Genomic DNA, 26,142 nt, shown 5'->3' with positions numbered 1-26,142 from the left:
TTAGCAATAGTGTACACTCAAAACCCTAACAACGAGCCAGTCAGAAACCGTTTCTTTTTTTTGTTTTGACGAGAAACCTACCAGAAAGATAAAAAAGTTGCGATGAAGAGCTAGGGTCTCTTCGTACCACCTTTACTAGGAGTAACCGATGAGTGAAAAAAATAAGAACTCTGCATTCATGCAGCCTGTCAATCTTTCCGAGGATCTAGCAGCAATAGTTGGGAAGGGCCCTATGCCCCGTACTGAGGTAGTCAAAAAAACATGGGACTATATTAAAGCTAATAATTGCCAAGACCCTAAGAATAAAAGAAATATTCTGCCCGATGAAAAATTAGCAAAAGTTTTCGGTTCTTCCAAGCCCGTCGATATGTTCCAAATGACAAAACTTATCTCCAAACATATTACAAAGTAGTACTACGGATTGGCTCTTTAGGATCCTCGTCCACCAGGGCGAGGAGTTAGATGTATGGTACCAGTTGCTCTATCGTTTATAGTTTTGCTTTCTTTGCTTGTCGTTTTATGGGCAGGCATGATAGAGCCAAATTCGCTACGTGTTTCTAGTGTGAAATGGAAAGTTCCCAGAAAGTATGCGCACCTTCATGGTTTGTGTATAGTGCAGATTTCTGATCTTCACTTTCATAAATCGGTACCTCAGAAGTTTTTACGCAAGGTCTCCAAAGAAATTGCTAGCTTATCGCCAGATATTCTTTTATTTTCTGGAGATTTCCTTTGTCGAGCTCAGGTAGAAGATCCTGATCGGTTGGAAGCGTTTTTGCACACATTAAAAGCTCGCTTAGGGACCTTTGCTGTTTTAGGAAATCATGATTATCAATCATACGTTTCACGCAATCATCACGGTGAAATCGATGTAATCCCCCTAGAATCTAGCCAACCATTGAAAAGAATTTTTGTATCGATAATACAAGCTCTTTTCTCGTCTAATCGCTATAAGTTTGCTAAAACTTTGCAGCCACAAATGCCACACCCAGAGCTCATAGCATTATTGAAGAAAACTCCTATTACCCTTTTACATAATGAAAATTACACCATCCCAGATGTTGCAAACATTGTAGGGCTTGGTGATATTTTTGCCAGACAATGTAATCCTGAACAGGCATTCTCCAATTATAATCCTACCCTGCCTGGCATTATCTTGTCACATAACCCGGACACAATAACTTTGCTTGATAATCACTCAGGAGATTTAGTGTTTTCCGGACATACTCACGGGCCCCAGGTCTCACTACCATGGCCAAAATTCGCTAATAAAATCATGAATAGACTGTCTGGTCTAGAAAATCCTAATTTAACGAGAGGGCATTTTCACTTTGTTGATGGGCTAAAGCAATTATACGTAAACCGCGGATTAGGTGGGCTAAAGAGGTTACGATTTTGTTCTCCCCCAGAAATCTGTTGTGTTCGCTGTGAATATGGAACCTAGCTATTCTCTTATTTTACTTAGTGGTGGGAAAGGAAATCGTTTTGGTAGCGACCAACCTAAACAATATCTTCCTTTTCAAGGTGATCCCCTAATCCTTAACTCTTTAAAAATTTTCTTACAGATTCCAAAGATCAAAGAAGTTGTTGTTGTTTGTGATGCTCAATATCAGACAGTATTTCAAAATTATTCTGTAAAATTTGCTATCCCTGGAGACTCAAGACAGGATTCCGTCCTTTCTGGCGTGCTGGAAGTATCCCAGCCTTGGGTATTGGTACATGACGGAGCTCGACCTTTTGTTTACTTAGACGAGGTTAATGATATAATGTCCGCTGCTATTATATCAGGATCCGCAACCTTAGCCTCTCCCCTTACATATACGGTAAAGCAATGTTCTCCGGTAAAAACTATAGCTCGTGATAATTTAGCCATTGTCCACACTCCACAATGCTTGCGAACAGAAATCCTATTGGAAGGTCTATGTTTAGCAAAAGATATAGGAGAAATTTTAACTGATGACACCCATGCAGCAGAGATTCTTGGCATTCCCACTACACTCGTGTATAATAAGCATCCGCAAATTAAAATTACTTATCCTCAAGATTTAACTATTGCAAATGCTCTTACATGGGAAAGATAGTATTACTGTTAGCGTACCAAGGGACAAAATATTCTGGCTGGCAACGTCAACCCAACGCTCCAACTATTCAAGAAACCATTGAAAACTCTCTATCTAAAGTTCTTAAATATGTTCCTTCTGTAGTCGCTTCTGGAAGAACAGATGCTGGTGTACACGCTTATGGGCAAGTAGCACATATGTCGCTTCCTAAACACTCATTATTTCAGGAACGAGGAGTAATTAAAAAAACACTAAATTCCATTCTTCCTAAAGATATTGTTGTCCGCGATGTTGCTATCACTGACAATAACTTTCATTCGCGATTTCAAGCCATTGCAAAAGAATACCGCTATGTTCTCTCAAAATCTTTTAAACCTTTGCCCTGGCAACAAACGTTTGTTTATAACCCTAGACATAGATTAAACATAGATCTCATGCGTGCTGGAGCACAATACCTAATAGGCACTCACGACTTTGCTTCTTTTGCTAACCATGGACGTGACTACTCTTCTACTATCCGCACTTTATTTCACCTCGATATCATAGACACAGAAGAAACAGTTACAGTGATCTGCCGAGGAAATGGTTTTCTATATAAAATGGTAAGAAATATTGTTGGATCTCTATTGGATGTCAGTAAAGGTAAGTATCCTCCTGAATATATAGCAAAAATTCTTACTAGCAAAAATCGTAGAAAAGGCCCTCCCGCGGCACCTGGCTACGGTCTTCTCTTACATCACGTATGTTACCCATACCCTTACAATTGGTTTTGTTCTTCGTGTTGTGGGCATAATTCACAAAATGAAGGGAAATAGTGAAAATTCTTGCCCTCGAAATCAGGATGGCTATGAGTTGTCAACGACATCATTGGATTAATCGCAACCATAGTTGCTGGAATTTTAGAGAGAGCTCGTAATCCTTTAATACTATCTTCAAAACCAACAACTTTTTGTTCCTGCCGCACAAAAGTACGATACGCATACTGGTAGCTGTCAGGATAAGGTTTAGAACGAGGATAATCCTCTCGTGTTACCCAAAAATGAAATAACTCCAAAGTAGGAATTTTAGATAAGAAACGAGTCGTCACTTCTTTAGAAGAATTAGTAACTACACCACAGATCTTATTTTTCGAAATTAAACACTTTAAAAAAGTTTCTATTCCGGGCATCAATTCTGGGACTACTTCATTAACCAAATTTCGATATAATCTTTCCCTATCTTCAAAACATTTTGGGAAAAATCCTTTAGATGCAGGGAAGTCCTCTATTACACATTCCTGAAATTTTTCCCGTCCCAGCATAGAAAGATGATAATATGTGCAAAAGTCCATAGATAGCGGGACAGAATAGGATTCCCAAGCTTCTAGAAAAGCACGGTAGAATATAGGTTCCGTATTTAATACCAAACCATCTAAATCAAAAAGAAAAACGTCAAACTGATCGATTTGCATAACCACTAACTAACCTTAAATGAAAAACACCCAATTATATAGACTAGAGTAAGAAATCTAGTGATAGTTATATACTAAACGCATTCGACAGAATAACAAAAGATTACTATTACTGGTTCTATTTAGTAGTATAGACTATTAAAAAAATAGGGGTATACCTTTGAGCATAGAGAATAATTCGCACGCAGTTTTCTCTAAACTATCGAGATATTTTACCAACATCCCTATGTCAAACTTAGGGTATATACTGGTGTGTTCTATAGTATTCTGTCTAGGATGTTCTAAAGATACATCCCATCCTTATTTGGTGATTCCAGAAAGAATTACATCACAATTAGGAATACCTGTTACCCTTTATCCCATTAGTGAAGAAGTTCCTAATCCTAGATATGACTGGCAATGCCCCAAACATCATATCATTACTAAATACTCCCTACACTGTCGAGGACATCAGGAAAAATTAGAAACTGACGATTGTATTTTGTATGATTGTGATGGTCTACAGCACAGTTTATTTCAAGAGTTCTTCGTATTCCCTAGGTTGGTTACGATTATTCGCCTATTAAATACCCATTTCCCTTGTTCAATTGTCGAGGGATACTGCTGCCCTAATCATCTTGCATTTTCTTCAGCCCAAGGCAACCATCTATCAAAGAAACATCTTATTGGAGCCGCTGCATTGCTTTCCCTACCAGATAGCATTAGTTTAGACCATATCAAACGTATTTTACCTGCTCTTTATACTCAAAAACAGGTGCTTCCCTTTATTAAGGAATTTCAAAAATCTGAGGTAATGTTAGAAAATGGAGAGTTTTCTCTAAAGATTCAAAAAATGGATGGCTATAGCTATCTGACTATCGAAATCTTGTATGATCTTGAAAATAACATACCTGTAATCTAGATAATTAATCCCCCAACACCAGAGATTTTCCTTGCGATTATTAGAATAGAACACGTAAATTGTCCCCATAGATTTTATGCCGGCGTGGCGGAATGGTAGACGCGGTAGACTCAAAATCTACTCTTAGCAGTAAGGTGTTGGTTCGAGTCCAATCGCCGGCATTAATCTTCTCTTCATTTTTCAGGTTGCTAATAAATCTTTTCCACGCTTTCTTTAGGGCAGACTTCTATCTAGATTTTTTAGTTCGCCTCCATGAAAGAACGATCCCTAATGCTCCTTTTGAAAAAGAAGAAAGGCTTCTTCCTAGCCATTCTTGATCTTACAGAAACAGAGTTCTCTCTGTCTTCTGATCAATTAGCGGATGTATTGCAGCAGAAAAAAACCCTGTTATCTTGTATAGAAAAAATAGACCACCAAATCAAAGAATTTTGGCATTCCTTCACCCCAATATTGCCACAAGATATTCAAAATGAATTGGAGGACATTCGCAAAGTTATTTTACAGATTCTTTCTGCTGATAAAAAAAACTATATGTTAAGAAAAAAAGAATTAGGGATCTATGAACAGAAACAATATATGTAACTCCTGTTCTGCAACGCACGAACTGTTAGAAATTAAAGCTCGTGTTACTCAATCCTATAAAGAAGCTAACACCATCTTAACATCTATCCCTGATGGAATTATTCTCCTATCAGAACAGGGGACTATTCTTATTTGTAATTCCCAAGCTAAAGATATTCTCGGCATTCCTGGAAATTTGGAAATCCTTCACAAACCTTTTGATCAATTTTTCCCGGATAATTTCTTTGGATTCTCATTAAAAGAATATCTAACCACTACACCTAAACCTAAAACGTTAAGGCTGACATTATCAAAAAATGATAATGACCGGGATGTAGAAATCTTTGTAAGAAAAAATGATATGAATAATTACTTATTCATTCTTATTCGCGATCGATCTGAGTACAGACAATTAGAACACGCCATAGAAAAATATCGTAGCATATCAGAATTAGGGAAAATGACAGCAACGTTAGCTCACGAAATCCGAAACCCACTAACTGGGATTGCAGGTTTTGCTTCTCTTTTAAAAGAAGAACTTCCATCACCTAGGCACCAGAGAATGCTATCCTCTATCATAGATGGCACACGATCTCTGAACTCTCTAGTTTCTTCTATGCTAGAGTTTACAAAATCTCAACCATTACACTTAAAAACTATAGATCTACAAGCATTCTTCTCTTCATTAATTCCATTACTTTCTATTACCTTTCCTCTTTGCCAATTTGAACGAAGAACATCCGCTTCTATAGAACGGTCTATAGATACAGATCGTATGAAAAGCGTAGTTTGGAATTTGGTGAAAAATGCTTCCGAAGCTACACACCTTCCTATAGTTTTGACTCTACACCCAGGTGGAGACATATCTGTTAGCAATCCAGGAGAATTACCTACAGAGGTCATGAATAAATTATTTACCCCTTTCTTCACTACGAAAACCCGGGGTAATGGATTAGGTCTAGCTGAAGCACAAAAGATTATGCGCCTCCATGGAGGCGACATTCACGTCGAGAATATTAACCAGAACGTTGTTTTCACACTAAAATTGCCTACGAACTAGATATCTTGTGGGAAAATCCATTTTGCTTCTGAGGTACGTTCTTTCTTAAGCATTTCTAAATATCTTGGCACGGTGTGGAGAATACAATTACGAATATGATCCGCGTTAAGAATAAACTGGGTTCCACTTTTTTCTCGGAAAGCAAGAAGCTCGGAAACAGTACTAATCAAAACTGACCAACTAATGTTACCACAGGACTCAAAATTCAAATCTCCTAAAGGATTCGCACATGCTGGAGAGGTGCCCTCTTCAGAACGACCTATACTGGAAAGCACCAAAGGCAGATTTCCGTTAAAGCAAGAAATGCAATCTAAATACCGATTTTCCACTAAAGAAAGTCCAGCCAACCTACCTCCATCACCTTTATGCATCGATAACAGGGAAGTAAACAAAAAGCCAGTCCAACGTTCTCTACATCTGAAAATATCTAGATTTGTGATATAGGAATAACAATTGGTCAACCAATCTTCAAGCAAGTTTTGAGCATCAATAAGATGTGTAAATTTGGATGATAAAGTGTCAAAGAGAACATGCGCTTCAACAGTGCCCTCAGGTGTTGATCTTGCTAATGCATTTGCCTCCCGCACGACCGTTTCTAGTTCTTGATTTGTAAATGCACCAAGTAGGGCAAATAACCATTCTCGTTCACAACGTGTCATAACAACAGCTTTTTTCTCTTCTATAGAAGAAGATTCTGGCAATTCGTGTTCAAGAGAAATACCAGGACGTGACCAAGCACATGATAACTCGCCGCCTAAATCTCCAAAGAATCTCGGAGAAGTGAAAGATAATTTTTCTCTGAAACTCATACTCTGTATGTCTAGCTTTCTTTTTTGTTTAATATGTTGAGACAGTAGAATATTTTGCTGTGCAAGCATATACAGAGCACCTTCTTGTGATTCTCCTAAAGCTTGCTTAGACTCCGCCAATAATTTTTCTAATTGCATAGATCGTGAACTTAACAATACCTGAGACTCTAGATGTTTAAGATGACGTTGTTCTAAGAGTTCTTCCATATCAGATTTTTCTTTCTGTAATTTAGCTATCTCATCGGCATAGCTACGACGCAGAGAACGAATATCTTCTATAAGTTTATTCTTCTCACCCTCGCTTCTCCTGAGGATATCAACAACCTGAGTATTTTCTTGAATAAGCTCTTGAGTACGCGATGAAAGCTGAGCGTTTATTCCTTCAAGTCGTTTAATCTCACGTTGCACCAGTTGGAAGTCGCTATCCAACTTAGCAGAAGTATCTCCGGACTCCGCAGATTTTTGCTCTAATTCTTCATATCTATCTAACTGATTCTGAAGTTGCAAAATTTCTTCTCTATGAGCAGCCACCTCTTCTTCTTTGATTCGAAGATCTTCTCGCATTACGTGCATCTTAGATTTAAGGTCCTGCACATTTAATCTATAAGAGCATAGCTCTTCCAGATAATCCTGTCGTTCCTCATCAGATTCCCGCAAACGATCATAAAGAGTTCGAAGCTCTTTCTGTAGTAGAAGAACTTCTTGAGAAGTCTGATCTTGCGACGAATACTCTAATACTAAACTTTGTAACTCACCTAAGGTCTGTCGAAGTTCTTTTTCTGCCTTAATACGCACGTCCAATTGGTCTTCCAGAGCAGAAATTTTACTATGAAGTACCTGCTCCTGTACGGTCATGCCAGCTAACTCTTCCACATTTCTAGCATGATCAGCCCTTAACTTATTCAGATCTTCGTTCACCTTTCTAGACTCTGCGAGTAGGCCTCTGAATATCTCCAATTGTTCATTAAGATCTTTTATAGTCTCACTCTTCTCTATAAGATCATTAAGACAGCTGTCCACCGGATCTGAAGCCATTTGTCTAGACAAAATTGCTTGAGTCGATTCTTGTTGTCTCTGTACTTTTGATAACAAGTCCTCGATCTCACATTCCTTCTCTTTAACTTTCATCTCTGCGCTGCGCAACATATCCCGTAAACAACGGGCTTGAGTAGAAGATTCTAAATACTTGCTCTTAAAATCACGCAAAAGAATAGGCATGGATAACAAAGGATCTACACATATTTGTATCTCGCTTTCAATTTCCGAGCGTCGGGTACGTAACTGATCCTCAATAATACATAGTCTAGCTAATTCTTTGAACGCCTCTCCTAACTTAGATAAACGGTCATTTCTTACAGACAAGATATCATGAAACTCATCTATAGGTGCTGAGGAGATATCTTCGTCTGTTACACCCAGGATTCTATCTTCAATATTACATAAAGCGATCTTTAGAGATTCAACAACATCATAACACTTATTTTTTTCTAAAAGTACGTCTTGAAGAAGACGTTGATTCATTTCTTTCTCTCTAGATAGAGAAATTAATTTCTCCTCTTCACTAGGATTTTCAGAAGAGTAATCACCGGTCACATATTTACCATAACATCTATACAGAAGGTCTAGCTGTTCAGATATCTGTAGTTGCATATCCCGAAAACTAGTCAACTCAGATACTGAAACTAAATCCGTGTCTTTTTGGTTAGCTAAAAGCGCGTATAATCCATCTTCTTTAGACCTTAAATCTTTATCCAATCGCAGTAGAAGTTCGACTCTTTTCTCTAAAGCTGCTCTGGGATCTTCACTGTCTTCAAAACCATGCGTTAACAAATTCCTAGCATCAACGACATCAGCAACTCTGTAAAACTCGTCTTGCATCTGCCGCAACATAGGGATTTTAATCGGATGGGGACGGACAGTAGGGCTAGATAGAAATGCTAGAAGACTTAGCACTAGGAGGACTAAACCCAGGGCTATAAATGCTATGCCTATTCCACAAGATATGTGAGGAAGAAGAGCGAGAACCAAAGCTCCACCACACACAGATCCTAAAGAAAGGCAAAACATCCCAATCTTAGTGGCTGTCAAGATATGATTCTTATGCTCTGATAACACATAGCCCCTGTCTTCAGCTGTCAAAGGAGAAAAAATAGGCATTCCGTCATTGCGTAACAAGGGATGCGCATGTGTATTAGACGATACCAAATTCTGGTTTGTGTGATCTGTAGCCATAAATAGCCCTAAAAAAATTAAGCATAAGAATTTTACAATCAAAAAGAACTATAGATCAACACAAAAAGGTTTTTTATTTTTTAAATAAAAGAAAAACAGAATTATTGATTATTTCTTTACATTGATTTCTTTTAAATAGTAGAAATAAAAAAAATATTTAATCAACATTCCTTAACAAACACATGGTGATAGAAAAAATTCTCATAGTCGACGATGAACCCCTTCTTCGAGATTTTCTTTCCGATCTACTCATATCTCGGAGCTATACCCCAATAACAGCGGATAATGTACATCAAGGCATACAGAAGATACGTAAAGAAAATTTTGATTTAATTATTTCTGATATGAATATGCCTGATGGTTCTGCGTTCGATATTATTGCTGCAGCAAAAAATCATCCCAACCATCCCCCCGTGCTTGTAATTACGGCATACGGAACAATTGAAAATGCAGTAAAAGCTATGCACCATGGAGCTTTTAACTACTTAACAAAACCGTTTTCAGCAGAGGCTTTATTTGCCTTTATCTCTAAAGCCAAGGAAATTAGATCTCTTGTTAACGAAAATTTACTGTTAAAATCACAGATTTCTTCGGATGCCCACCCACTAATTGCAGAAAGTGTAGCTATGAAACAAATATTAGAGAAAGCCAAGAAAGCTGCTAATAGCTCTGCCAACATCTTTATACATGGCGAATCGGGATGCGGGAAAGAGGTCCTTTCGTTCTTTATCCACAGAAATTCACCTAGATCAGGCTACCCTTACATAAAAGTTAATTGCGCAGCTATTCCAGATACCTTACTCGAATCAGAATTCTTTGGTCATGAAAAGGGGGCATTCACCGGAGCCACCACAAAAAAATCCGGACGTTTTGAATTAGCCCATAAAGGCACTCTTTTATTAGATGAGATAACAGAAGTTCCTATCAATCTACAAGCCAAGCTATTAAGAGCTATACAAGAACGAGAATTCGAACATTTGGGAGGCACAACGACAATATCTGTAGATGTCCGTATTCTTGCAACATCGAATAGAGATCTCAAAGAAGCGATAGAGGAAAAAAGTTTTCGGCAAGACCTATATTACCGTCTTAATGTTATCCCTCTGCACCTGCCCCCCTTGAGAGAACGAAAAGATGACATTTTACCTTTAGCCCAATACTTTCTTGATAAATTTTGTCGCTTGAACAACAAAACAAAGAAAGTTTTATCAAAAGATGCACAGGATGCTCTGATTGACTACTCCTGGCCCGGGAATATTCGAGAATTATCGAATATCTTAGAAAGAGCTGTGATTTTAGAAGCACCGACATACCTTACTGAAAGTATGCTTTCCCTATGATCAAGAAATCTACACACTAAAGAAATAGGAGTTTTTCTTGAGTTTCGGGACAACTTTTGTTAAGCTGACCCCTTTTCTTGATTCAAGACAAGGCTTTTTGCTTCTATAAGCACCGATAGCTCAATTGGATAGAGTACCTGGCTTCGGACCAGGTGGTTAGAGGTTCGAGCCCTCTTCGGTGCGTCAAAGCTTTTTAGTATTAAGGACTTTCCTTATAATGTCATATATAGGAGAAGGTTCTTTTTCTTCGTATATTTTTCCCACTCCTCCGATCTCCTCTATACTATTAGAACAGATTCAAGGAGATTTTATGCAACGTTCTTGTCGTCCGCATAAACAAACAAAACGAAACAAGTTTTGCCAAGGTCCTGTTGAAATTACTGGCAAATCTTTTCAAATTTCTCAACCCCTAAAAAAACTAATTTTTAATAAGAGTAATCAGCTACCTGTGTCAGACGCGATACACGTAGTTTTTACACCTCAAAAAAACAAGCATAGTATAGAAACTCATGTTGTGGTGGTTATAGGCAAAGATACATTTCAAGCTAAAACGATACACGAAAACCCTTACACGGCAGTAATTTCATCATTTAAGAAAATTCGAAATATGATCAACAAACGCCAAAAAACACGAATAGATAAGAAAAAACGAGGGGTAAGTTTACCGAAAGAAGCGGAAGAAGCCTTCCCGTTCGACCAAAAGCCCCCCGCTTTCTATGAAAATCTTCTATAATAACTGTATTATTTCTACAGTTTCAAAGAGATAGAATCTTATTACTTCCTAAACAATCTACATTTTCATCAAGGATTGTTTAGGAAGTCCTTTCCTATTTATTGATTTCCTCGGGATAATAAATTATCTTTAAGTATGTAATAATCTCTATTGATTTAGAAAATTAATAATATTGTGAATGATTCTAAACTTAAAATTTTTGACCCAATACGCTACAAAAATCTTCATGTTACCCCTGAAGAATGTGTACGACAAGGTTTATTAACTTTTCTGACTGACGAACTCGGATATCCAAAAAATCTCATCATTGTAGAAAAGGGCCTTCGCACCTTGCTTCCTCTTCTCAATTGTAAAGACACGTACCTTCCTAAACGACGCCCCGACGTTCTAGTAATTACTCCTACCACATACATAGATGACATGAATAAGCAACACGATTTTGGACATCCAAAACCCTTGTGGTTAATCGAATGTAAAGCTGAAGTAATTAATCAGAAAACCATTAACCAAGTTTTAAGTTATAATTACGTTATTGGAGCTCCATGTCTTTCGGTGGTTAGTTACAATAAACAAAAAACAGGGTTTATCAATCCAGAAACGCAAACTCTAGATTTTTATCCCGGCTTACCGTCATACTCTCAACTAATCTCCTACTACCTAAAAATCAAAAGACTAAATACCTAAACCATGCTCTCCAATCTTCCAGGAATTGTATTAAAAATCTGTCCGTCAGGGAAAGATCATCTAATAGCTACGATTCTATCTCCAGTAGGATTGGTATCATTTTTTGTTAAACATGGCCAAACACTAAGTTGTGAGTTTCGTGATTGCCTACAGCCAATATCTCTAGGAGAATTTCAACTACAAGAACGTGCTAATAAAATACGGATTCTAGTACGAGCAGAGGTTAAAAATCCCTTTTCGGAAATTAAAGCATCATATGAACTTTTATCTGCTGCGGGAAACATGGTAAGAGGGATTTTAATGTCTCAATGGCATGAGAAACCTTCGAAAATACTTTTTACTCTCGTGTTGAATTTTCTAATCCGGCTTCCCCAAAGTAAAAACCCGCAGATGTTTGCCTCAATATTTTTGATCAAACTTCTACAATATGAAGGTATTCTAGACTTATCTTCGAAGTGTTCCACATGCAAACAAGTTATTGCCACTCCCAATTTAATCCGATATCAAGGGATGAAATTCTGTCCTAAAGATGCACCCGAATCAGGCATTCAGTTAGAAAGGGAAGAAGAAAAAATTATCTGTGCTATTGCACAAGCAAAAAAATTTCAAGATCTCGTCGAACTCTCTAATTTTCCTATAAAACTTTCAGAAAAAATTATTGCGTTATTCCAAACAACACAACACGTAAACGCTTAAAGATTCAGCATAAAGTAATAATCCCCCCTGCATCACTATTAACTTCAAACGTTAGAACAATAGCACTAGTGTTAGCTAAAGAGTTAAGGTAAGTTTTAGCCCAGATACCCCTTCCTTTCTTAATAAGATCACCTTGAACAGCTACTTTACCCCCCGTCGATACCTTGGTATGGACGACTACACCAACATCTTTGGGCAATATAATGTTTATTGGTTCAGAGATGTTATGGATAAAAATATGAGCACTTCTAGACCAAATACCGCGACAATCGATATCCATCTTGCAGGAAGTGCAATCGATTGTCATAGAAGATAGTTTTGGATAATTTCCCGTTACTTTAGCTTTTAGATAACCAAAAGAGCCCTTATAAGTAATCGTTTCCAATTCGGGGAACTCTCCTGAGGCATCAAAATGAACTCGTTTTTTTCGTTCAGCACGAATTTCCATAACTTCTAACTCAGGAAATTTTCCAGAAAAATCAAATTTATCAACATGGAAACTTTCATCATCCCGAAAAACGTAATGATCACCATAAGCATAGTTCTCGCAATTTACACCTAGAAAAAACAACAAGGAAACAAGGAAAAAACGCAAAATATACTCCCATTTAATTGGTCAAAACACCAAGAGTTTATCGGATAAACTAGTAAGCTCCCTTTACAGTGAATTATAAGATGATCATATAAAATACCTACTATACACCTTACGTATACAGAAAATATAATTGCTTAAAAGAGATAATTATTATGTAAAAACAGTAAAAATAACGCCGTAAAACTCCCTGTAAAAGAGACGCTAGTTATCCCTTGTAGGCATCAATTACCAACTAAGATGCGTCCCAGTTAGGTTATTCAACATGTGATCCATACCACTCATAAATAATCCAATCTTTACCCTCAAAACAATAGTAGGTAGGCATCGGATCTCTGGATAACTTTATATGCCCCACACATGTGTCAATTGCTACTTTCGGATATAAAGCTCCCAAAGTCTGAAGCAAAACTTTAATCGTATTTCCAGAATCTAACAAATCATCCACTAAAAGTACTCGATTATAATTTTCTAGATTTGGTAGCTGTCCTATCTGTACTTCCCCTTGAATATCTCCTTCAAAATAACTTTGAGCAGAAGCAAAAAGAATATTATGAATATGCAAAGGATACGACAACATCTGAGCAAGGCATAACCCCCCTCTAGGGATAGCTACGATAGCGTCGTAATGTTTCCCGGATTTTTTTATTTGATAAGCTAAAATAGGGACCATGTATTTGGAGACTAAATCAAGGGACACAAATTCCCTAGTCTTCATCTGTCCACTTTTTTCTTGAGACACATAAATTCGCGACGCCTCACCCTCTTCTAAATATTTAAAATATTCTTCGTCAGAAGAGATAGCGCTTGGTTCTTTAATGCATTTATCTCGAGAGTACGCAGAAAGTGGTGTAATTATTAAGGAAACTAAAGCAATTAAAATAAACCTGATATTCATTTGGTAATTCCTTATTTTTAATAAAACCCTATTCGTCTCAATTAACAGAAATAAACTTCGACAACCTGTTGATTTACAAAGACGTGACAGAAACAAAGTATTACCGATCTGATCCTATGGAACAGAGGATTAATTGCAAACAGAAATCATACAATTCAAACAGACTACTATCGTTAATCCTGGGAACATGGAGAAGTAGTCGTGATACAAGATTTGGTCCAAAAAAGCGGAGGGAGAGATTAAAAAACAACCAGAAATGCGAAAGAGGGGACTCGAACCCCTAAGGAAAGCTCCACTACCACCTCAAGATAGCGCGTATACCAATTCCGCCACTTCCGCAAAAGGAATAGCTTAACTAGGCAAACACCTTTCTCTCAAGAAAAAAAATGTTTCCCTAGGAGGAAAAATTAGGTAAAATATATTCGCATAACAATTTTTTACTAAAAGCCATGCGTTGTACAGCTTACTGCACAGCTTCGTGTTATAACCTTCACGTGTTATTCCACCTTCTAAAGTCTCATTTTCCTACTGTTCTATCTAGGGAATATGTACTAGTATCGCCTAAGCATCCAGAAGAGGACGATAGGATCGCTATTTTCTTTCCGTTTGGGGTGACAGTTTTTTGGGGCTGGGAAGAAGCTGAAGAAGTAAAAATGTTACAATCTATAGTAACGGCATCTCCTGATATCTTGCCTCAGCCAGAAATAGACTGTTATAATTTTGATTACGGTGAAAAACTTCAGATCCGAAGAGATCGGTTAATTCTAGCAGACAAGCATCTCAACACAAAACTTGCCATATCATTCGGATTAGCACAATCTGTAAAGCTCACCATTTTCGAAGCCACTATTTATAAAACCATTGAAGATTCTAAACGTCTTCCTCAAGATCTGGCAACTAAAGGAAAAATTTCTATGCCTAGGAAAGCTATTGCCAAGAAGATTGGTAAACTTTTCTTAGATAAAGCTTCAGTTAATCTACATTCCGATATACTAGATGAACCAGATTTTTTCTGGGAGCATCCAGAAACCCAACCTATCTATGTTGATGTGCTGAGTTGTTTGGACATTAATGCAAGGATTAACGTTCTCAACCATCGTCTGACTATTCTCGGAGATGTTCTAGAAATTCTTAACGACCAATTAAACCACCAACATTCCTCGGCTCTAGAATGGACAATTATCTGCTTGATTATGTTGGAAGTCGCTGTTGCTCTACTCAAAGATGTTTTTAATGTCATTTAAACAAATCTTCAAGCAACTACCATCATCGCTATGTCAAATGGTTATTATCGTGTACCAATGGACGATTTCCCCGATCTTAGGATCTCCCTGTCGGTTCTTTCCTTCTTGTTCACAATACGCCTTGCAAGCTTTTAAACAACATGGTTTCTGTAAAGGGATGAAACTGACAATATTTCGGATTTGCAAATGTGCTCCTTGGCACCCAGGCGGAGTGGACCTTGTCCCAGGGACAACTATAGAAGAGGCCTTAGACTGTCCAAAAGACTGTCTCAATAAAAACAATCAATCCGACTGTAATAAATAAGCCCTAGGCGAAGCAAGAACACGAGAAATGAACTCCTGGCTATGAAGAACATCCTTGGGTAACATCTGTATAAAGTTCAACAGAGTAACATCAGGAAACTCGTGCAGCACCCACTCCTGATCATTGGCCAGCAATAGTAGGGAAGCAAGTACCATACCTCTTTCCATATAAGCAATTAGAATACCCCGCCTTTGCTGATCAGAAATTGCAGTAGCACGATTATTAGCATCACACAAAGAAAAAAATAACTCGCTACCTCCCTCTATCACCATATGAGCCAAAGCTGCTACAGACGCCAATCGTGTTTCTGCTCCAGCAAGCACAGTACGTAAGTATAAAAATTCTGGTGTGTGACAAAACGTGTACAGACAATCTTCATCGACTTTACCTAAGGCTAAGTCACGAGCAATAGTTACAAACAGCCCCTCTGAAGTCAACGGATAACGTTCAACTGATAAATATTTACGCACCGTAAAATATTCCTTTTCACCTAGATTGGGCAATAACCAAGATCCTTCTTTGCTCTTTAGCTCGGTAAACGTTAGAGGGTGAGATAATACAGGAGTAATATCAACATAATAATTATGAATGAGGGCACTAAGAGCCCATAATTTTATTGGACGACCATGGAATAAATCATTGTTATCTAATAAACAATATAGCTCATGAAAAGAGGTTTGTGAGAGGGTGGTTAAAAAATCTTCTGGAATTTTAGCAACTCGATGACTCTTAGCAATCAAGGGGCCTGAAAATAATTTTAACTTGTAAATATCTTTTCTGAAGATCGCTGAATAAAATAGCAGAAGGAAAATGACATTGACTCCTATACTCAAAGCTAGTGCTTGCCATAACCATCTTAACTTCTTTTTAGAATTCATTAAAAATTACCTAGAATTATAGATTCACTCTCAAGTATTAAAATACTTGCCACTATACATTCCTCCTCGTAAAATCTGTCACAAAAATAGTCTTATATCTAGTATCCATGCGGGTTTCTCTGTCCTTATTGCAATCATTTTTTTCTTCTCCTCTTCCTGTAAAAACAGTGTTGGGAGCATGCGACCGTATAGGACTTGAGGCAGAAGTAGAGACCTCCGTGGATCTGCCTTCTTCAGTAGTAACAGCAAAAGTTGTAAGCACTATCCCACATCCTAATGCCGATAAGCTAGTAGTAGCTACTTTATTCACTGGGAAAGAGGAATTTCAGGTAGTTTGCGGAGCCCCAAACTGTCGTCCAGGCATCATTGTTCCTTTAGCCCTCGTAGGAGCTAAGCTCACTGATGCTAAAGGGGAATCTTATAGTATTAAAAAATCAAAATTACGCGGCGTAGAATCACAAGGGATGTGTTGTGGTGCTGACGAGATAGGTTTCCCTCATTTACAAACAAATACACGAGAGTTGTTTGAGTTTCCTGATACCACTCCTTTAGGAGAAGATGCTTGCACGATTCTCTCTGATAGCTATATTGAATTTTCGTTAACTCCAAATCTTGGACATTGTGCCTCAGTCCTAGGACTTGCTAGAGAAATTGCTTTATTATCTGACGTAGACCTTGTTATCCCTGAAGAATTTTCGTTTTCTCCTCTCCCGATTATCACGAAGAGATCTACGGACCATAATTTTGAAGCCTGCCCACTTTTATGCTCTGTGAAAATTTCTGGAATAAGCATTTGTGACTCCCCCAGAGAACTGCAAACAACATTGCTACAGCTACAGCAAAAGCCCATCAATTCTATTGTTGACATAACAAATTACATTATGCTTACCCTGGGTCAACCTCTTCACGCTTATGATGCTGACTACGTCGATTTTGACTCCTTGAAAGTTACTAAGACTCGAACCAACACACCACTTGTCTTGCTCAACAGTCAACAAGTCGATCTACCTGAAGATACTGTCGTTGTAGAAGATAAAAATACGATACTTGGTCTTGCTGGAGTAATGGGTGGATTAGCTTCCTCTGTCCGAGAAACAACAAAGGAAGTTATATTAGAGGCTGCTTATTTTGTTCCTAACGTTATCCGTGCTTCGCAAACCCAGATTCCTATACATTCTGAATCCGCGTATCGCTTCTCTCGAGGAATCGATCGAAATCATGTCCTAACTTCACTATATGCCGCTATACACTACGTGCAAAAACTCTTCCCTAAGGCATTAGTTTCTCCTGTCCACGTATTAGGGACAACAACGGCGCCTCTAAATGAAATTCACCTACGCCCTAAAACTATAAGGCGTGTGTTAGGTAGGGAAATTTCTTCAAAAACTCTTGAAGATAAGTTAAATTCTTTAGGTTTTAAAGCCAATACTAACTCTTCTCAGGATATACTTAACGTATCAATACCTTCTTACAGAAACGATATTAAAGAAGAAATTGATCTAGTTGAGGAGATTTGCCGTACTGAACCCTGGCAAATTAAGGATATCGAGAAACAGCCTACTTATACTCCTATTTATCTATTGAAAAGAAAAATAGTGAATTTCTTATCTCAGGCAGGGTTACAAGAATTTTTCACTTGTGACCTTCTTGATCCTGAAACTGCTGCTCTCACTGGTGATACTTCTTTTCTTAGTTTACAGGGTTCTAGTCAAACGACAGTTTTACGCAATTCACTACTACCCGGCTTACTAAACAGCTTAGCAACTAACTTACATAGACAGGCCCCCTACGTACATGCTTTTGAATTAGGTACGTCTTATGGTAAGCAGGGTTCCAAATATCAAGAAAACCACAAATTAGGAATAATTCTTTCTGGCCAAGCAGAGAACACTTCATGGATTTCACACAATCGCCCATTATCCTTTTATTCTATCAAGGGGTGGTTTGAACGCTTATGTGCGTTTCTACGGATTTCTCCGGAGTCCTATACTTTCGAGCCGAGTAGTAACCCTAATTTTCATCCCTACCAACAAGCAGAAATATATCTGAATAAAAAATTTCTAGGTATTTTAGGAACTCTGCATCCTGAATTATGTAAAAAAGTGCATGTAAAATCTTCAGTATTCTTTGCTGAAATCAATGTTGATAATTTACTGCCGACGCAAAAGAAGTTAGAATTCTTATATCAACCTTATCCCATATACCCCTCTTCTTCTCGCGACGTAACTATCGCCATTGATGAATCGGCACCAGCGGGCTTGTTAAAGAAAAAACTTTTAAGTTTCCGTTCTAAATGGCTTGAAAGTGTTTCCGTGATCAGTATATATCAAGATAAGAACTCAAATGAACAAAGTAAAAACGTGTCTTTACGACTTACTTTTCGAGATGCAAATAAGACACTTTCTAATCAAGAAATAGAAGAAGAATATAAGCGTTTGGTTAGTTTATTACATGAATAGCTGAACGTAATAATGGGGGCTACCGACTCATGAAACAGTTGATTTTTTGTGCTTGCGTATTTACGTATTCCTGCTTTGCTTATGGGGCGGCATCCCGACAAGATCCTTCCGTCATGAAAGAAACCTTCCGCAACAGTTACGGGATTATCGTTTCTGGTCAGGATTGGAATAAACGAGGGTGTGATGGGACAATAACCAAGGTATTGAAAGACGGCTCTACGCTACATGAAGTATACTCACAAGGTTTATTACATGGAGAGATTACTCTAACTTTTCCTCACTCTACTGTCCTGTCTGTTACTAAAACTTATCAACATGGCAGGCTATTAGCCTCTAAAACATTCTTCCCTAATGGACTTCCATCTCAAGAAGAAATTTTTCGAGAAGATGGCTCTCATGTTTTCACTAAATGGCCTGATAATAACGACAACGATACAATCACTGAACCTTATTTTGTAGAAACTACATATCAAGGTCGTATTCTGGAAGGGACTTACTCTTCATTCAATGGGAAATATACGTCAAGTATTCGGAATGGAGAAGGAATACGTTCTACATTTTCTCCGAACAACGTTCTCCTATCAGAAGAGACCTTTAATGATGGTGTATTGACGAAGGTGACCACGTTTTATCCTAATCGCGACCCTCAATCCATCACACACTATGTTGACGATCAGATTCATGGCTTACGCTTTACATACCTCCCTGGAGGCATTCCTAACACTATTGAGGAATGGCGACATAGCCAACAAGATGGGACCACTATTATTTTTAAAAACGGTTGTAAAGTTGCAGAAATTCCTTTCGTAAAGGGTGCAAAACACGGTTTAGAACTACGTTATAATGAAGAAAATAGCATCGCTGAAGAAGTTACATGGAAGAACAATCACCTCCATGGTATGCGAAAAATTTATGCGGCAGGTGTTTATAAATGCGAGTGGTACCACAGAGGGCGTTTAGTCTCAAAAGCTAAGTTTGAAAGACTAAATACAGCAGGATAGCCCGAATAGATGGAACGAAAAGATTTTTTTTGGTTTCTGAGAATTCAAAACATTCGTTATATCAAGCGTGTTCTCAAGGTTTATCAGTAGCAAAGCGCCCTCCTTTGCAGTTGATAGTGCATTTTGAAAATAACACTGTTGTCAAAACTCGGCTCTCTATAGCTCCTGTGTTTTCTTGTCTGTTTTTAGGACCAGGATCACACAAAGCTATGGAAGATATAGTCGTTTGGTGTGCAAAATACACAGAGAAAATGAGTCCATCGCCCACATCTTATATCAAGAAATCGCAGCTTTCTCATACACAACAAGAGATTTTGGATTGCATAGCAAATATCCCTTTTGGGCATACTATGACCTCGTATGAAGTTGCAAGGATTATCAATACCGACTTTCAAACTGTTGAGAAATTCTGCTCCTACAATCCTTTCGTATTACTTTATCCATGTCATCGCGTTATTCGTGAAAACTATAACGATTCCTCATTGGGAGAGCAGACTCGTAATATCTTATTACAATTTGAAGGCATCCATCTAAAATAGTTTTGATAATGTATCATCATAGTTTAGGGTCAAGAGCATCACGAACCCCGTCTCCAATGAGAGCTATCGCGACTAACAAAGTCGTCAACATGATAGCGGCTGGCCATAAAACTGCACTCTCGGAAGGGAAAGCTGTTACCCCCTCGCGCATTAGACTTCCCCAAGATACAGAGCTTTCTTCCCCAAGCCCTACGAAAGTTAATCCAGCCTCACAACTAATCATCGACATAACAGAAAAGGGTAGTAAAGCAATCACAGGGACTATTGCATTAGGCAGAATTTGATGTACCATAATGTAATAGTGACTATAGCCTAGATTACTTGCTGCCAAGACGTAGGGCTGATTCCTTTGTTTAAGCGTTTCTATACGAATATAACGACTAAATCCTGTCCATCCAAAACATCCTAGTAATACAGTATTTAGAATAAGGGATTTTTGCTGTGTAATTCCAACTACTAGCATAAGAATGAATAAAGTTGGCATTGTTTCCCAAATCTCGGTAAATCTGGAGAGAACCATGTCAATGGCCCCTCCGAAATATCCAGAAATTAGACCAATCAACACGCCAAGACTAAAAGCTATAATAACTCCTAATCCGCCTACGATTAAAGCAATCCGAATACCGAAAATTAAAGAGGACATCAAATCCTTGCGATTGATACGGGTAAGCTGCCACCAACGAATATGCTTATTCATGGAACGAGACCCTCCAGCATCATCTTCCCAATGAAATCGACTTAATAAGGGACTTATCAGAATTTTAAGATTCAAAGATTCTCGTTCTATCCAGGCACGCTTATCACGAATAAAATGTATAGCACTCTGTAATTTTCTATATTCCTCCAAGGTTGCTCTTACTTGCAGAACACGTTGAAGGAATGGACGAGCAGAAGTTTCTAACGATGTATAAGAGGATTGTAAATCTGCAATATGATGATTATGATAATTCGCTAGATACATATCGTGCTGCATACGAGTAAGAGCCATCAAATAAGGCCTGTAGTCATCAATAACAGTATTCCAAACAGATAAGGCTATATCATATGATGACTGTAACTTATGCCTACGTTGTTCTAGTCTCTGCAAACATACTGCTTCGTTCCTGAGATCGAGATAATTCAATGTAGGCATCTGAGCACCGTAACGACTTTCAAATGCCACTCTATATTTTTCCAACTTTTGGTGCTGTTCCTTACGATATTGAGACTTTATCAAAATCCCTAACTGCTCATATCGACTCATATAGCTACGTTCCATTTCCCAAGTTCTGGTATTGGTTGGGAGAAGTATTACACTCTCTGTACGTAAAGAGGGTTTACTTTGTAACAGGCATTGTATACGCAACTTTTTAAGTTTTTCATCTATTTTGGGGTCTTGAACTTTCCCATAATACACAAAAAGAAAGCCAAAAATTTGCGCGGCAGTCAAAGTAATTACAATTACTCTACGCCCCCACCCAGACAAAAACTTCACTGCCAACCAAAAAAGTGGCAGCGTCACCATAAGTACATTAAAAAATAAATCGATAGGTTTTGTATAGAAACCAGGGAACCATAGATATCTAAGTAAAGGGGAAAAGAATTCTCCTTGCCATCGAACCAAGATAGGTTTACTGCTCGCAAATAAAGGAGCATACACTCCTACGAGAGCGAGCAAAACAAAAAATTTCCAAGCAAAAGATGCTAAAATATTCCTGTGATAAGACAGACAAAAACGTTTATAAAAAGAAACAGGAGTATCCACTTACACCTCCCTGTTTTCTAAACGAACTCTGGGGTCTAAAAGCACATAACAGATATCACCGATGAGATAACCGATAAGGGATATCATAGACCCCATCAATACAGAAAAGAGAACTACATTATGATCTCTATTGAGAATAGCATTATAGAAAAACTTCCCGAAACCATCGATATCAAATAAAGTTTCAACAACTAAAGCGCCACCTAACAATGTCCCTAAAGATGATGCTAATGATGTTATCAATGCTGCCGAAGCATTCTTACCAACATGTTTCACAAGAATATCGTATCGTGAAATTCCTCTAGCACGCGCAGCATAAATATAATCTTCGTTTAAAATTTCTAAAAAAATCGAACGACTCAACCGTGATTGGGCAGCAAAAGCACCGTAACTCACTGCACAAAAAGGAAAAAAGCAGTGCGTTAATACATCTAACAACTTACCACCAGAGCTAAGCTGACTAAAAACCTCAGGAGAAGACGATAGCCCACTATGAGGCATAGGCATGGACGTAAATGGGATTGTTTTATTTATAACAAAGTTATCAATAATCCAAGGAACAGCAACAAATACGGGAATAGAAAAGAAAATTAGAAAAACAAAATTTAAAGAGTGATCTAACCAATTATTTCGATTTAACGCCATAATCATACCAAAAACTTGGCACAATACGAAGACTACAATCATTGGTAAAATAGAAAGGACCAGAGAGGAACGTACACGTTTAGCTACTTCAGAAATCACTGTTTTATGGGGATCATTACGAAGAGTGCCAAAATCTAAATGCACAATTCGAGATAAATAGCGGACAAACCTCGTCTCAGAAAAAAACACTCTCAATAAATTTTTAGTAGAGTAAGAAAAGTAGTCAATTCCACCTTGTTGGTTAAACCACTCTTTCAAAACAGACACCTTCCTATCGATATCTACTTCTGATAATTGTTTAACTAATAAAGCATTAGAAGAAGCTACTTCCTTATTATATAAACTTTGTTCTGGCTTTAGGTCACAACCTACAATACCTTGACGAATACCACCACGAATAAATAAATCAGCAGCGATATGCCGATAGGGAACAGATTTAGAAACATCACTAGCCTCAAACAACAATATTGGCATGATAAACTTAGCGCGGTCTCCCCAATATATCTTAAGCGTCGAAAAAGCAGGACCACCTTGGTTTTTATTTTTTGACGCGTCTAAAAGATTTTGAATCCCAAGTTGTACTTTTTTATGTGATATGTGCGGACGGGTATTAAAAAATACTGGCAAGGTCAAACCATAATGCTCTCGAAACTGCAAATAACGATCCGGGCCTTTATATGTACGCAGCTTATCACTTTTTCCTGCCTCACCATGCCCATCTAAGCCGTGATCTTCAACTATATCACCGGGAGCTGCGTTTAAAATCAGAAAATTAACAGAAACAATGACAAATAGAGTAAGGGGTATCAATGTCAGTCTCTTCAAGATATATCCGAGCACTCAGCCTCCTTCTTGTCTAGCCATATTCTAGCATAATTGACTGTCTCATCTTGAGCACCGGGAATTAAGTCAGTCCTTTCCCTAGGGACAAAAATATTTTTAATGTAATCTCTGTAGACTAGAGAGTAATTGCGTGAAAATAAAAATGCGTAAGGAGCCTCTTCATGTATTAGTTCATGAAAACGGTGGTAAAGCTCTAGGCGTTTTTTGGTATCATATTCATAGCTTAACTCTTCAATGATACGGTCAGCATGATCATTATGGAAACCGACTAAGTTGGCTGACCCCTTTTCCTTAGCTCCGTCAGAATGCCAGAGAGCCCTAGGATCTTCAGGAGGAGATCCTAAGCACCATCCCGTCAGCATGGCATCGAAACTCTTTTCCTCAAATGCTTGTGACAAATCCGCTGTGTCTAACCCTAATAGATTGCACTCAACTCCGACTTCTCGACACACAGTAGCAATATACTCACAAATTGTGCGAGAAACTATACTCTTAACATAATAACACAAGCGAAATCGAAAAGGAATTACTGTACCATCAATAATTTTCTCTCTAATTCCATCACCGTCACGATCTATCCACCCTGCTTCATCTAAAATTTGCGCAGCTTCCTCTGGAGAATAGTGCCAACCCTCTATCTCCCGGTTATACGAAGGAGAATGTGGAGAAAATGGCCCACTGATTGTGCAAGCACGCCCATTCAAACACTGTTCGATGATTCTTTCTCGATCAATGATCATATTCATAGCGCGTCGGACATCTCGGTTCTCAAAAAATACAGAATGACAATTCCAACCAATATATGCGTAGGAACGATCTGGGGCTATTAATTCACAAATCGCTTCTCCCCTAGAGGCCATTTTTTTATAAGCGGAACTTTTCATAAACCCAGCTAAGTTATCCACATGACTAGCTGGCAATTGCGCAATATCAATCTTTCCAGCTTTAAAATCTTGGAACAAAGAATCTACACTATCTTTAATGTAGATACAGTGTCTTTCCACCAAAGCTGCGTGCGGATCGTAATAGTCAGGATTACGCACAAAAATAATCTTTTCATTATCCATGCCAGCAAAATAGAACGGGCCACAGCTAACTAGATAATTCATCGCCCAATGGCTGGAAAAATTTTGGGCCCAAACAGAATCCGTACGATAAACATCGGGATCGCTATCATCCTTAATGATCTTCTCACCATTAGGAAAGTATTGGTACACAAAACGAGGAAGAGGTTGAAGATCTAAAGTATTCATAAAAGCTGCATACAGAACTTTTTTTTCTTCCTGACCAGATGAATTAACAACAGTATGAGCTCTCCATCGCACTACAAACTTCAGATCATTTTCGACAGTAAAAGAAACTATATCTTCGAAACATGACCGCAAAGCAACAGCACGCATCTCTGCTATATAAGGATTCATAACTGCATCATAGAAGAACTTGAAGTCATGTGCAGTTACAAGATGTGGGCATAAAAACTCTTCGGATAACTCTACATGTTTTGGGAAGAGCGTGGGATCTATTCCCACCCAATACACGTCGGGACGTAGATAAACATGGAATTCTTTATCTCCAGAACCGTCATTTACAGTTCTCTCCTCAATTCTTAAAGCCAATCCCGGAGAAAAATCTTCATACTTACCGGTATGAGGTTCTGCTAATCCTGGGACACAGAGATCATAAAGCCTACGAATATGAGCATAGCCGTTAAATGGGCTTAAATTATCTGGCTTCCCTACGTGTGCTGTACGTAAGATCCCTTTTGGGACAAATCCCTCTCCTAATAACCTAGGCAAAGTGTTTTTTATGTACGGATCGGTCGACAACAAGTTAGGGTAGTCGTGATCTTGATTACTTCCAACATCAGGCCTAGAAGAAGGTAGTTGGGAGATACTGGATAAATGCAAAGAATTATTGCGCTTCACAACACGAAGCACTTCCTGAATATCCTCCTGAACATCTCTTATACTTTCTTTCAATGATTTGATATCCCTTTCTAGCAGGTCAGAAGACCAATACAACAAAATTAGAGAGGCAACAACAACCACCTTTAAAATTCTGTCAACTATGTACTTTTTACTCATACAAAACTGATCCCTAAAAAACGAGTAACAAGAAATCACTAAATCCAAGCTTGTTCTTTATAAGTTACTCACTTTTCAAGCCCCTATATCCTCAGTTATTTTCTTTTTTGCTATACGCCACTCTATAAGAGCAAATCTAACTCCTAGCTTATAGCACCGCCCATGAGAAGAAAGAAAATGTGCATTGCAAAATGGCATTACTACTTGTTTAGGCCTACAACACTTTCGCTATTTACTTTAGAAAGATCGCCTACAACACACCAACTACGATGCCTATATTATAGAAAATCGCGCTTCCCTATGTCTCTAATAAAAAAATTCTTCATAGAATTAAGCAACAGAAGACCCACAGCACAAAGCTGCCCAAACAGCAATGTTAAAGAAAAAC

Annotated in this window: 24 protein-coding genes and 3 tRNA genes; 18 read left to right on the top strand and 9 right to left on the bottom strand. The window is 38.1% G+C overall.

What is annotated here, in order from left to right; translation table 11 throughout:
* Positions 1 to 148 precede the first annotated feature (148 nt).
* The 4 genes from H359_RS01145 to truA are packed head-to-tail and all read left to right on the top strand — an operon-like array spanning position 149 to position 2,872.
* On the top strand, positions 149 to 412 hold the full coding sequence (locus H359_RS01145; protein WP_020370885.1) for an SWIB/MDM2 domain-containing protein: 264 nt from the start codon (positions 149 to 151) through the stop codon (positions 410 to 412).
* Between the two features lie 54 nt (positions 413 to 466).
* A complete protein-coding gene (lpxG, locus tag H359_RS01140) occupies positions 467 to 1,441 on the top strand; it encodes a UDP-2,3-diacylglucosamine diphosphatase LpxG (RefSeq protein ID WP_020370884.1) in 975 nt (324 codons plus the stop codon).
* Positions 1,431 to 2,078 (top strand): 2-C-methyl-D-erythritol 4-phosphate cytidylyltransferase, encoded by a 648-nt coding sequence (ispD, locus tag H359_RS01135; protein WP_020370883.1) that lies wholly within the window; start codon positions 1,431 to 1,433, stop codon positions 2,076 to 2,078. Before lpxG ends, ispD begins: the two co-directional genes overlap by 11 nt.
* The gene (gene truA / locus H359_RS01130) at positions 2,066 to 2,872 is read left to right on the top strand and encodes a tRNA pseudouridine(38-40) synthase TruA (protein ID WP_035392275.1); all 807 of its coding nucleotides are present in this window, start codon (positions 2,066 to 2,068) and stop codon (positions 2,870 to 2,872) included. Before ispD ends, truA begins: the two co-directional genes overlap by 13 nt.
* Here the strand turns inward: truA and H359_RS01125 are convergent.
* Positions 2,815 to 3,507 (bottom strand): HAD family hydrolase, encoded by a 693-nt coding sequence (locus H359_RS01125; protein ID WP_020370882.1) that lies wholly within the window; start codon positions 3,505 to 3,507, stop codon positions 2,815 to 2,817. The genes truA and H359_RS01125 overlap by 58 nt on opposite strands.
* Before the next feature lie 160 nt (positions 3,508 to 3,667).
* Here H359_RS01125 and H359_RS01120 point away from each other — a divergent pair, with 160 nt between their 5' ends.
* The 4 genes from H359_RS01120 to H359_RS01105 all read left to right on the top strand — a co-directional run bounded on the left by H359_RS01120 (position 3,668) and on the right by H359_RS01105 (position 6,029).
* Positions 3,668 to 4,408 (top strand): hypothetical protein, encoded by a 741-nt coding sequence (locus tag H359_RS01120; protein ID WP_155848239.1) that lies wholly within the window; start codon positions 3,668 to 3,670, stop codon positions 4,406 to 4,408.
* 78 nt (positions 4,409 to 4,486) lie between these two features.
* Positions 4,487 to 4,569: transfer RNA gene (locus tag H359_RS01115), tRNA-Leu, on the top strand.
* 91 nt (positions 4,570 to 4,660) lie between these two features.
* On the top strand, positions 4,661 to 4,990 hold the full coding sequence (locus H359_RS01110; RefSeq protein WP_035392270.1) for a hypothetical protein: 330 nt from the start codon (positions 4,661 to 4,663) through the stop codon (positions 4,988 to 4,990).
* The gene (locus H359_RS01105) at positions 4,968 to 6,029 is read left to right on the top strand and encodes a two-component system sensor histidine kinase NtrB (protein ID WP_020370879.1); all 1,062 of its coding nucleotides are present in this window, start codon (positions 4,968 to 4,970) and stop codon (positions 6,027 to 6,029) included. The genes H359_RS01110 and H359_RS01105 overlap by 23 nt, the downstream gene beginning before the upstream one ends.
* On the opposite strand, the gene H359_RS01100 is transcribed toward H359_RS01105, so the two are convergent.
* Positions 6,026 to 9,070, bottom strand: coding sequence for a hypothetical protein (locus H359_RS01100; protein ID WP_020370878.1), 3,045 nt, complete (start codon positions 9,068 to 9,070; stop codon positions 6,026 to 6,028). The two genes, H359_RS01105 and H359_RS01100, sit on opposite strands and share 4 nt — an antisense overlap.
* A 182-nt stretch (positions 9,071 to 9,252) precedes the next feature.
* On the opposite strand from H359_RS01100, the gene H359_RS01095 reads away from it, so the two are divergent.
* The 5 genes from H359_RS01095 (at position 9,253) to recO (ending at position 12,523) form a co-directional block, all read left to right on the top strand.
* Positions 9,253 to 10,410, top strand: coding sequence for a sigma-54-dependent transcriptional regulator (locus H359_RS01095; RefSeq protein ID WP_020370877.1), 1,158 nt, complete (start codon positions 9,253 to 9,255; stop codon positions 10,408 to 10,410).
* Between the two features lie 109 nt (positions 10,411 to 10,519).
* A tRNA-Arg gene (locus H359_RS01090) sits at positions 10,520 to 10,593 on the top strand.
* 127 nt (positions 10,594 to 10,720) lie between these two features.
* A complete protein-coding gene (locus H359_RS01085) occupies positions 10,721 to 11,143 on the top strand; it encodes an HPF/RaiA family ribosome-associated protein (RefSeq protein WP_035392417.1) in 423 nt (140 codons plus the stop codon).
* A gap of 174 nt (positions 11,144 to 11,317) precedes the next feature.
* Positions 11,318 to 11,827, top strand: a complete 510-nt coding sequence (locus tag H359_RS01080) for a type I restriction enzyme HsdR N-terminal domain-containing protein (RefSeq protein ID WP_020370875.1) — start codon at positions 11,318 to 11,320, stop codon at positions 11,825 to 11,827.
* 3 nt (positions 11,828 to 11,830) lie between these two features.
* The gene (recO, locus tag H359_RS01075; protein ID WP_020370874.1) at positions 11,831 to 12,523 is read left to right on the top strand and encodes a DNA repair protein RecO; all 693 of its coding nucleotides are present in this window, start codon (positions 11,831 to 11,833) and stop codon (positions 12,521 to 12,523) included.
* 4 nt (positions 12,524 to 12,527) lie between these two features.
* Here recO and H359_RS01070 read toward each other — a convergent pair whose 3' ends face one another.
* The 3 genes from H359_RS01070 to H359_RS01060 all read right to left on the bottom strand — a co-directional run bounded on the left by H359_RS01070 (position 12,528) and on the right by H359_RS01060 (position 14,352).
* The gene (locus tag H359_RS01070) at positions 12,528 to 13,118 is read right to left on the bottom strand and encodes a hypothetical protein (RefSeq protein ID WP_020370873.1); all 591 of its coding nucleotides are present in this window, start codon (positions 13,116 to 13,118) and stop codon (positions 12,528 to 12,530) included.
* A gap of 253 nt (positions 13,119 to 13,371) precedes the next feature.
* Positions 13,372 to 14,013 carry a phosphoribosyltransferase gene (locus H359_RS01065; RefSeq protein WP_020370872.1) on the bottom strand — a complete coding sequence of 214 codons (642 nt, stop codon included), beginning with the start codon at positions 14,011 to 14,013 and terminating at the stop codon, positions 13,372 to 13,374.
* 257 nt (positions 14,014 to 14,270) lie between these two features.
* Positions 14,271 to 14,352, bottom strand: a tRNA-Leu gene (locus H359_RS01060).
* A gap of 110 nt (positions 14,353 to 14,462) precedes the next feature.
* On the opposite strand from H359_RS01060, the gene H359_RS01055 reads away from it, so the two are divergent.
* On the top strand, positions 14,463 to 15,257 hold the full coding sequence (locus H359_RS01055; RefSeq protein WP_020370871.1) for an RMD1 family protein: 795 nt from the start codon (positions 14,463 to 14,465) through the stop codon (positions 15,255 to 15,257).
* Positions 15,247 to 15,561, top strand: coding sequence for a membrane protein insertion efficiency factor YidD (gene yidD / locus H359_RS05050; protein ID WP_020370870.1), 315 nt, complete (start codon positions 15,247 to 15,249; stop codon positions 15,559 to 15,561). Before H359_RS01055 ends, yidD begins: the two co-directional genes overlap by 11 nt.
* Here the strand turns inward: yidD and H359_RS01045 are convergent.
* Complete coding sequence (locus H359_RS01045) at positions 15,540 to 16,439, bottom strand: hypothetical protein (RefSeq protein WP_020370869.1); 900 nt, start codon at positions 16,437 to 16,439, stop codon at positions 15,540 to 15,542. The two genes, yidD and H359_RS01045, sit on opposite strands and share 22 nt — an antisense overlap.
* Positions 16,440 to 16,546: 107 nt before the next feature.
* Between H359_RS01045 and pheT the strand changes: the two genes are divergently transcribed.
* Genes pheT through H359_RS01030 form a run of 3 tightly spaced genes read left to right on the top strand, consistent with a single transcriptional unit; the run spans position 16,547 to position 20,438 of the window.
* Positions 16,547 to 18,898, top strand: coding sequence for a phenylalanine--tRNA ligase subunit beta (gene pheT / locus H359_RS01040; RefSeq protein ID WP_020370868.1), 2,352 nt, complete (start codon positions 16,547 to 16,549; stop codon positions 18,896 to 18,898).
* Between the two features lie 29 nt (positions 18,899 to 18,927).
* Positions 18,928 to 19,899 carry a toxin-antitoxin system YwqK family antitoxin gene (locus H359_RS01035; protein ID WP_020370867.1) on the top strand — a complete coding sequence of 324 codons (972 nt, stop codon included), beginning with the start codon at positions 18,928 to 18,930 and terminating at the stop codon, positions 19,897 to 19,899.
* 29 nt (positions 19,900 to 19,928) lie between these two features.
* Positions 19,929 to 20,438 carry an MGMT family protein gene (locus H359_RS01030; RefSeq protein WP_021119527.1) on the top strand — a complete coding sequence of 170 codons (510 nt, stop codon included), beginning with the start codon at positions 19,929 to 19,931 and terminating at the stop codon, positions 20,436 to 20,438.
* 16 nt (positions 20,439 to 20,454) lie between these two features.
* On the opposite strand, the gene H359_RS01025 is transcribed toward H359_RS01030, so the two are convergent.
* Genes H359_RS01025 through H359_RS01015 form a run of 3 tightly spaced genes read right to left on the bottom strand, consistent with a single transcriptional unit; the run spans position 20,455 to position 25,562 of the window.
* Positions 20,455 to 22,182 carry an ABC transporter permease gene (locus tag H359_RS01025; RefSeq protein WP_021119529.1) on the bottom strand — a complete coding sequence of 576 codons (1,728 nt, stop codon included), beginning with the start codon at positions 22,180 to 22,182 and terminating at the stop codon, positions 20,455 to 20,457.
* Positions 22,183 to 23,667: an ABC transporter permease gene (locus H359_RS01020; RefSeq protein ID WP_020370863.1), complete on the bottom strand. Its 1,485-nt coding sequence runs from the start codon at positions 23,665 to 23,667 to the stop codon at positions 22,183 to 22,185.
* Positions 23,649 to 25,562, bottom strand: a complete 1,914-nt coding sequence (locus H359_RS01015; RefSeq protein WP_407918988.1) for an ABC transporter substrate-binding protein — start codon at positions 25,560 to 25,562, stop codon at positions 23,649 to 23,651. The genes H359_RS01020 and H359_RS01015 overlap by 19 nt, the downstream gene beginning before the upstream one ends.
* Between the last annotated feature and the right edge of the window lie 580 nt (positions 25,563 to 26,142).

This window comes from Chlamydia ibidis 10-1398/6 (assembly GCF_000454725.1).
GTDB classification, from domain to species: Bacteria; Chlamydiota; Chlamydiia; order Chlamydiales; family Chlamydiaceae; genus Chlamydia; species Chlamydia ibidis.
The sequence above is the reverse complement of the archived record's forward strand: the minus strand, read 5'-3'. Positions and strand labels throughout refer to the sequence as shown.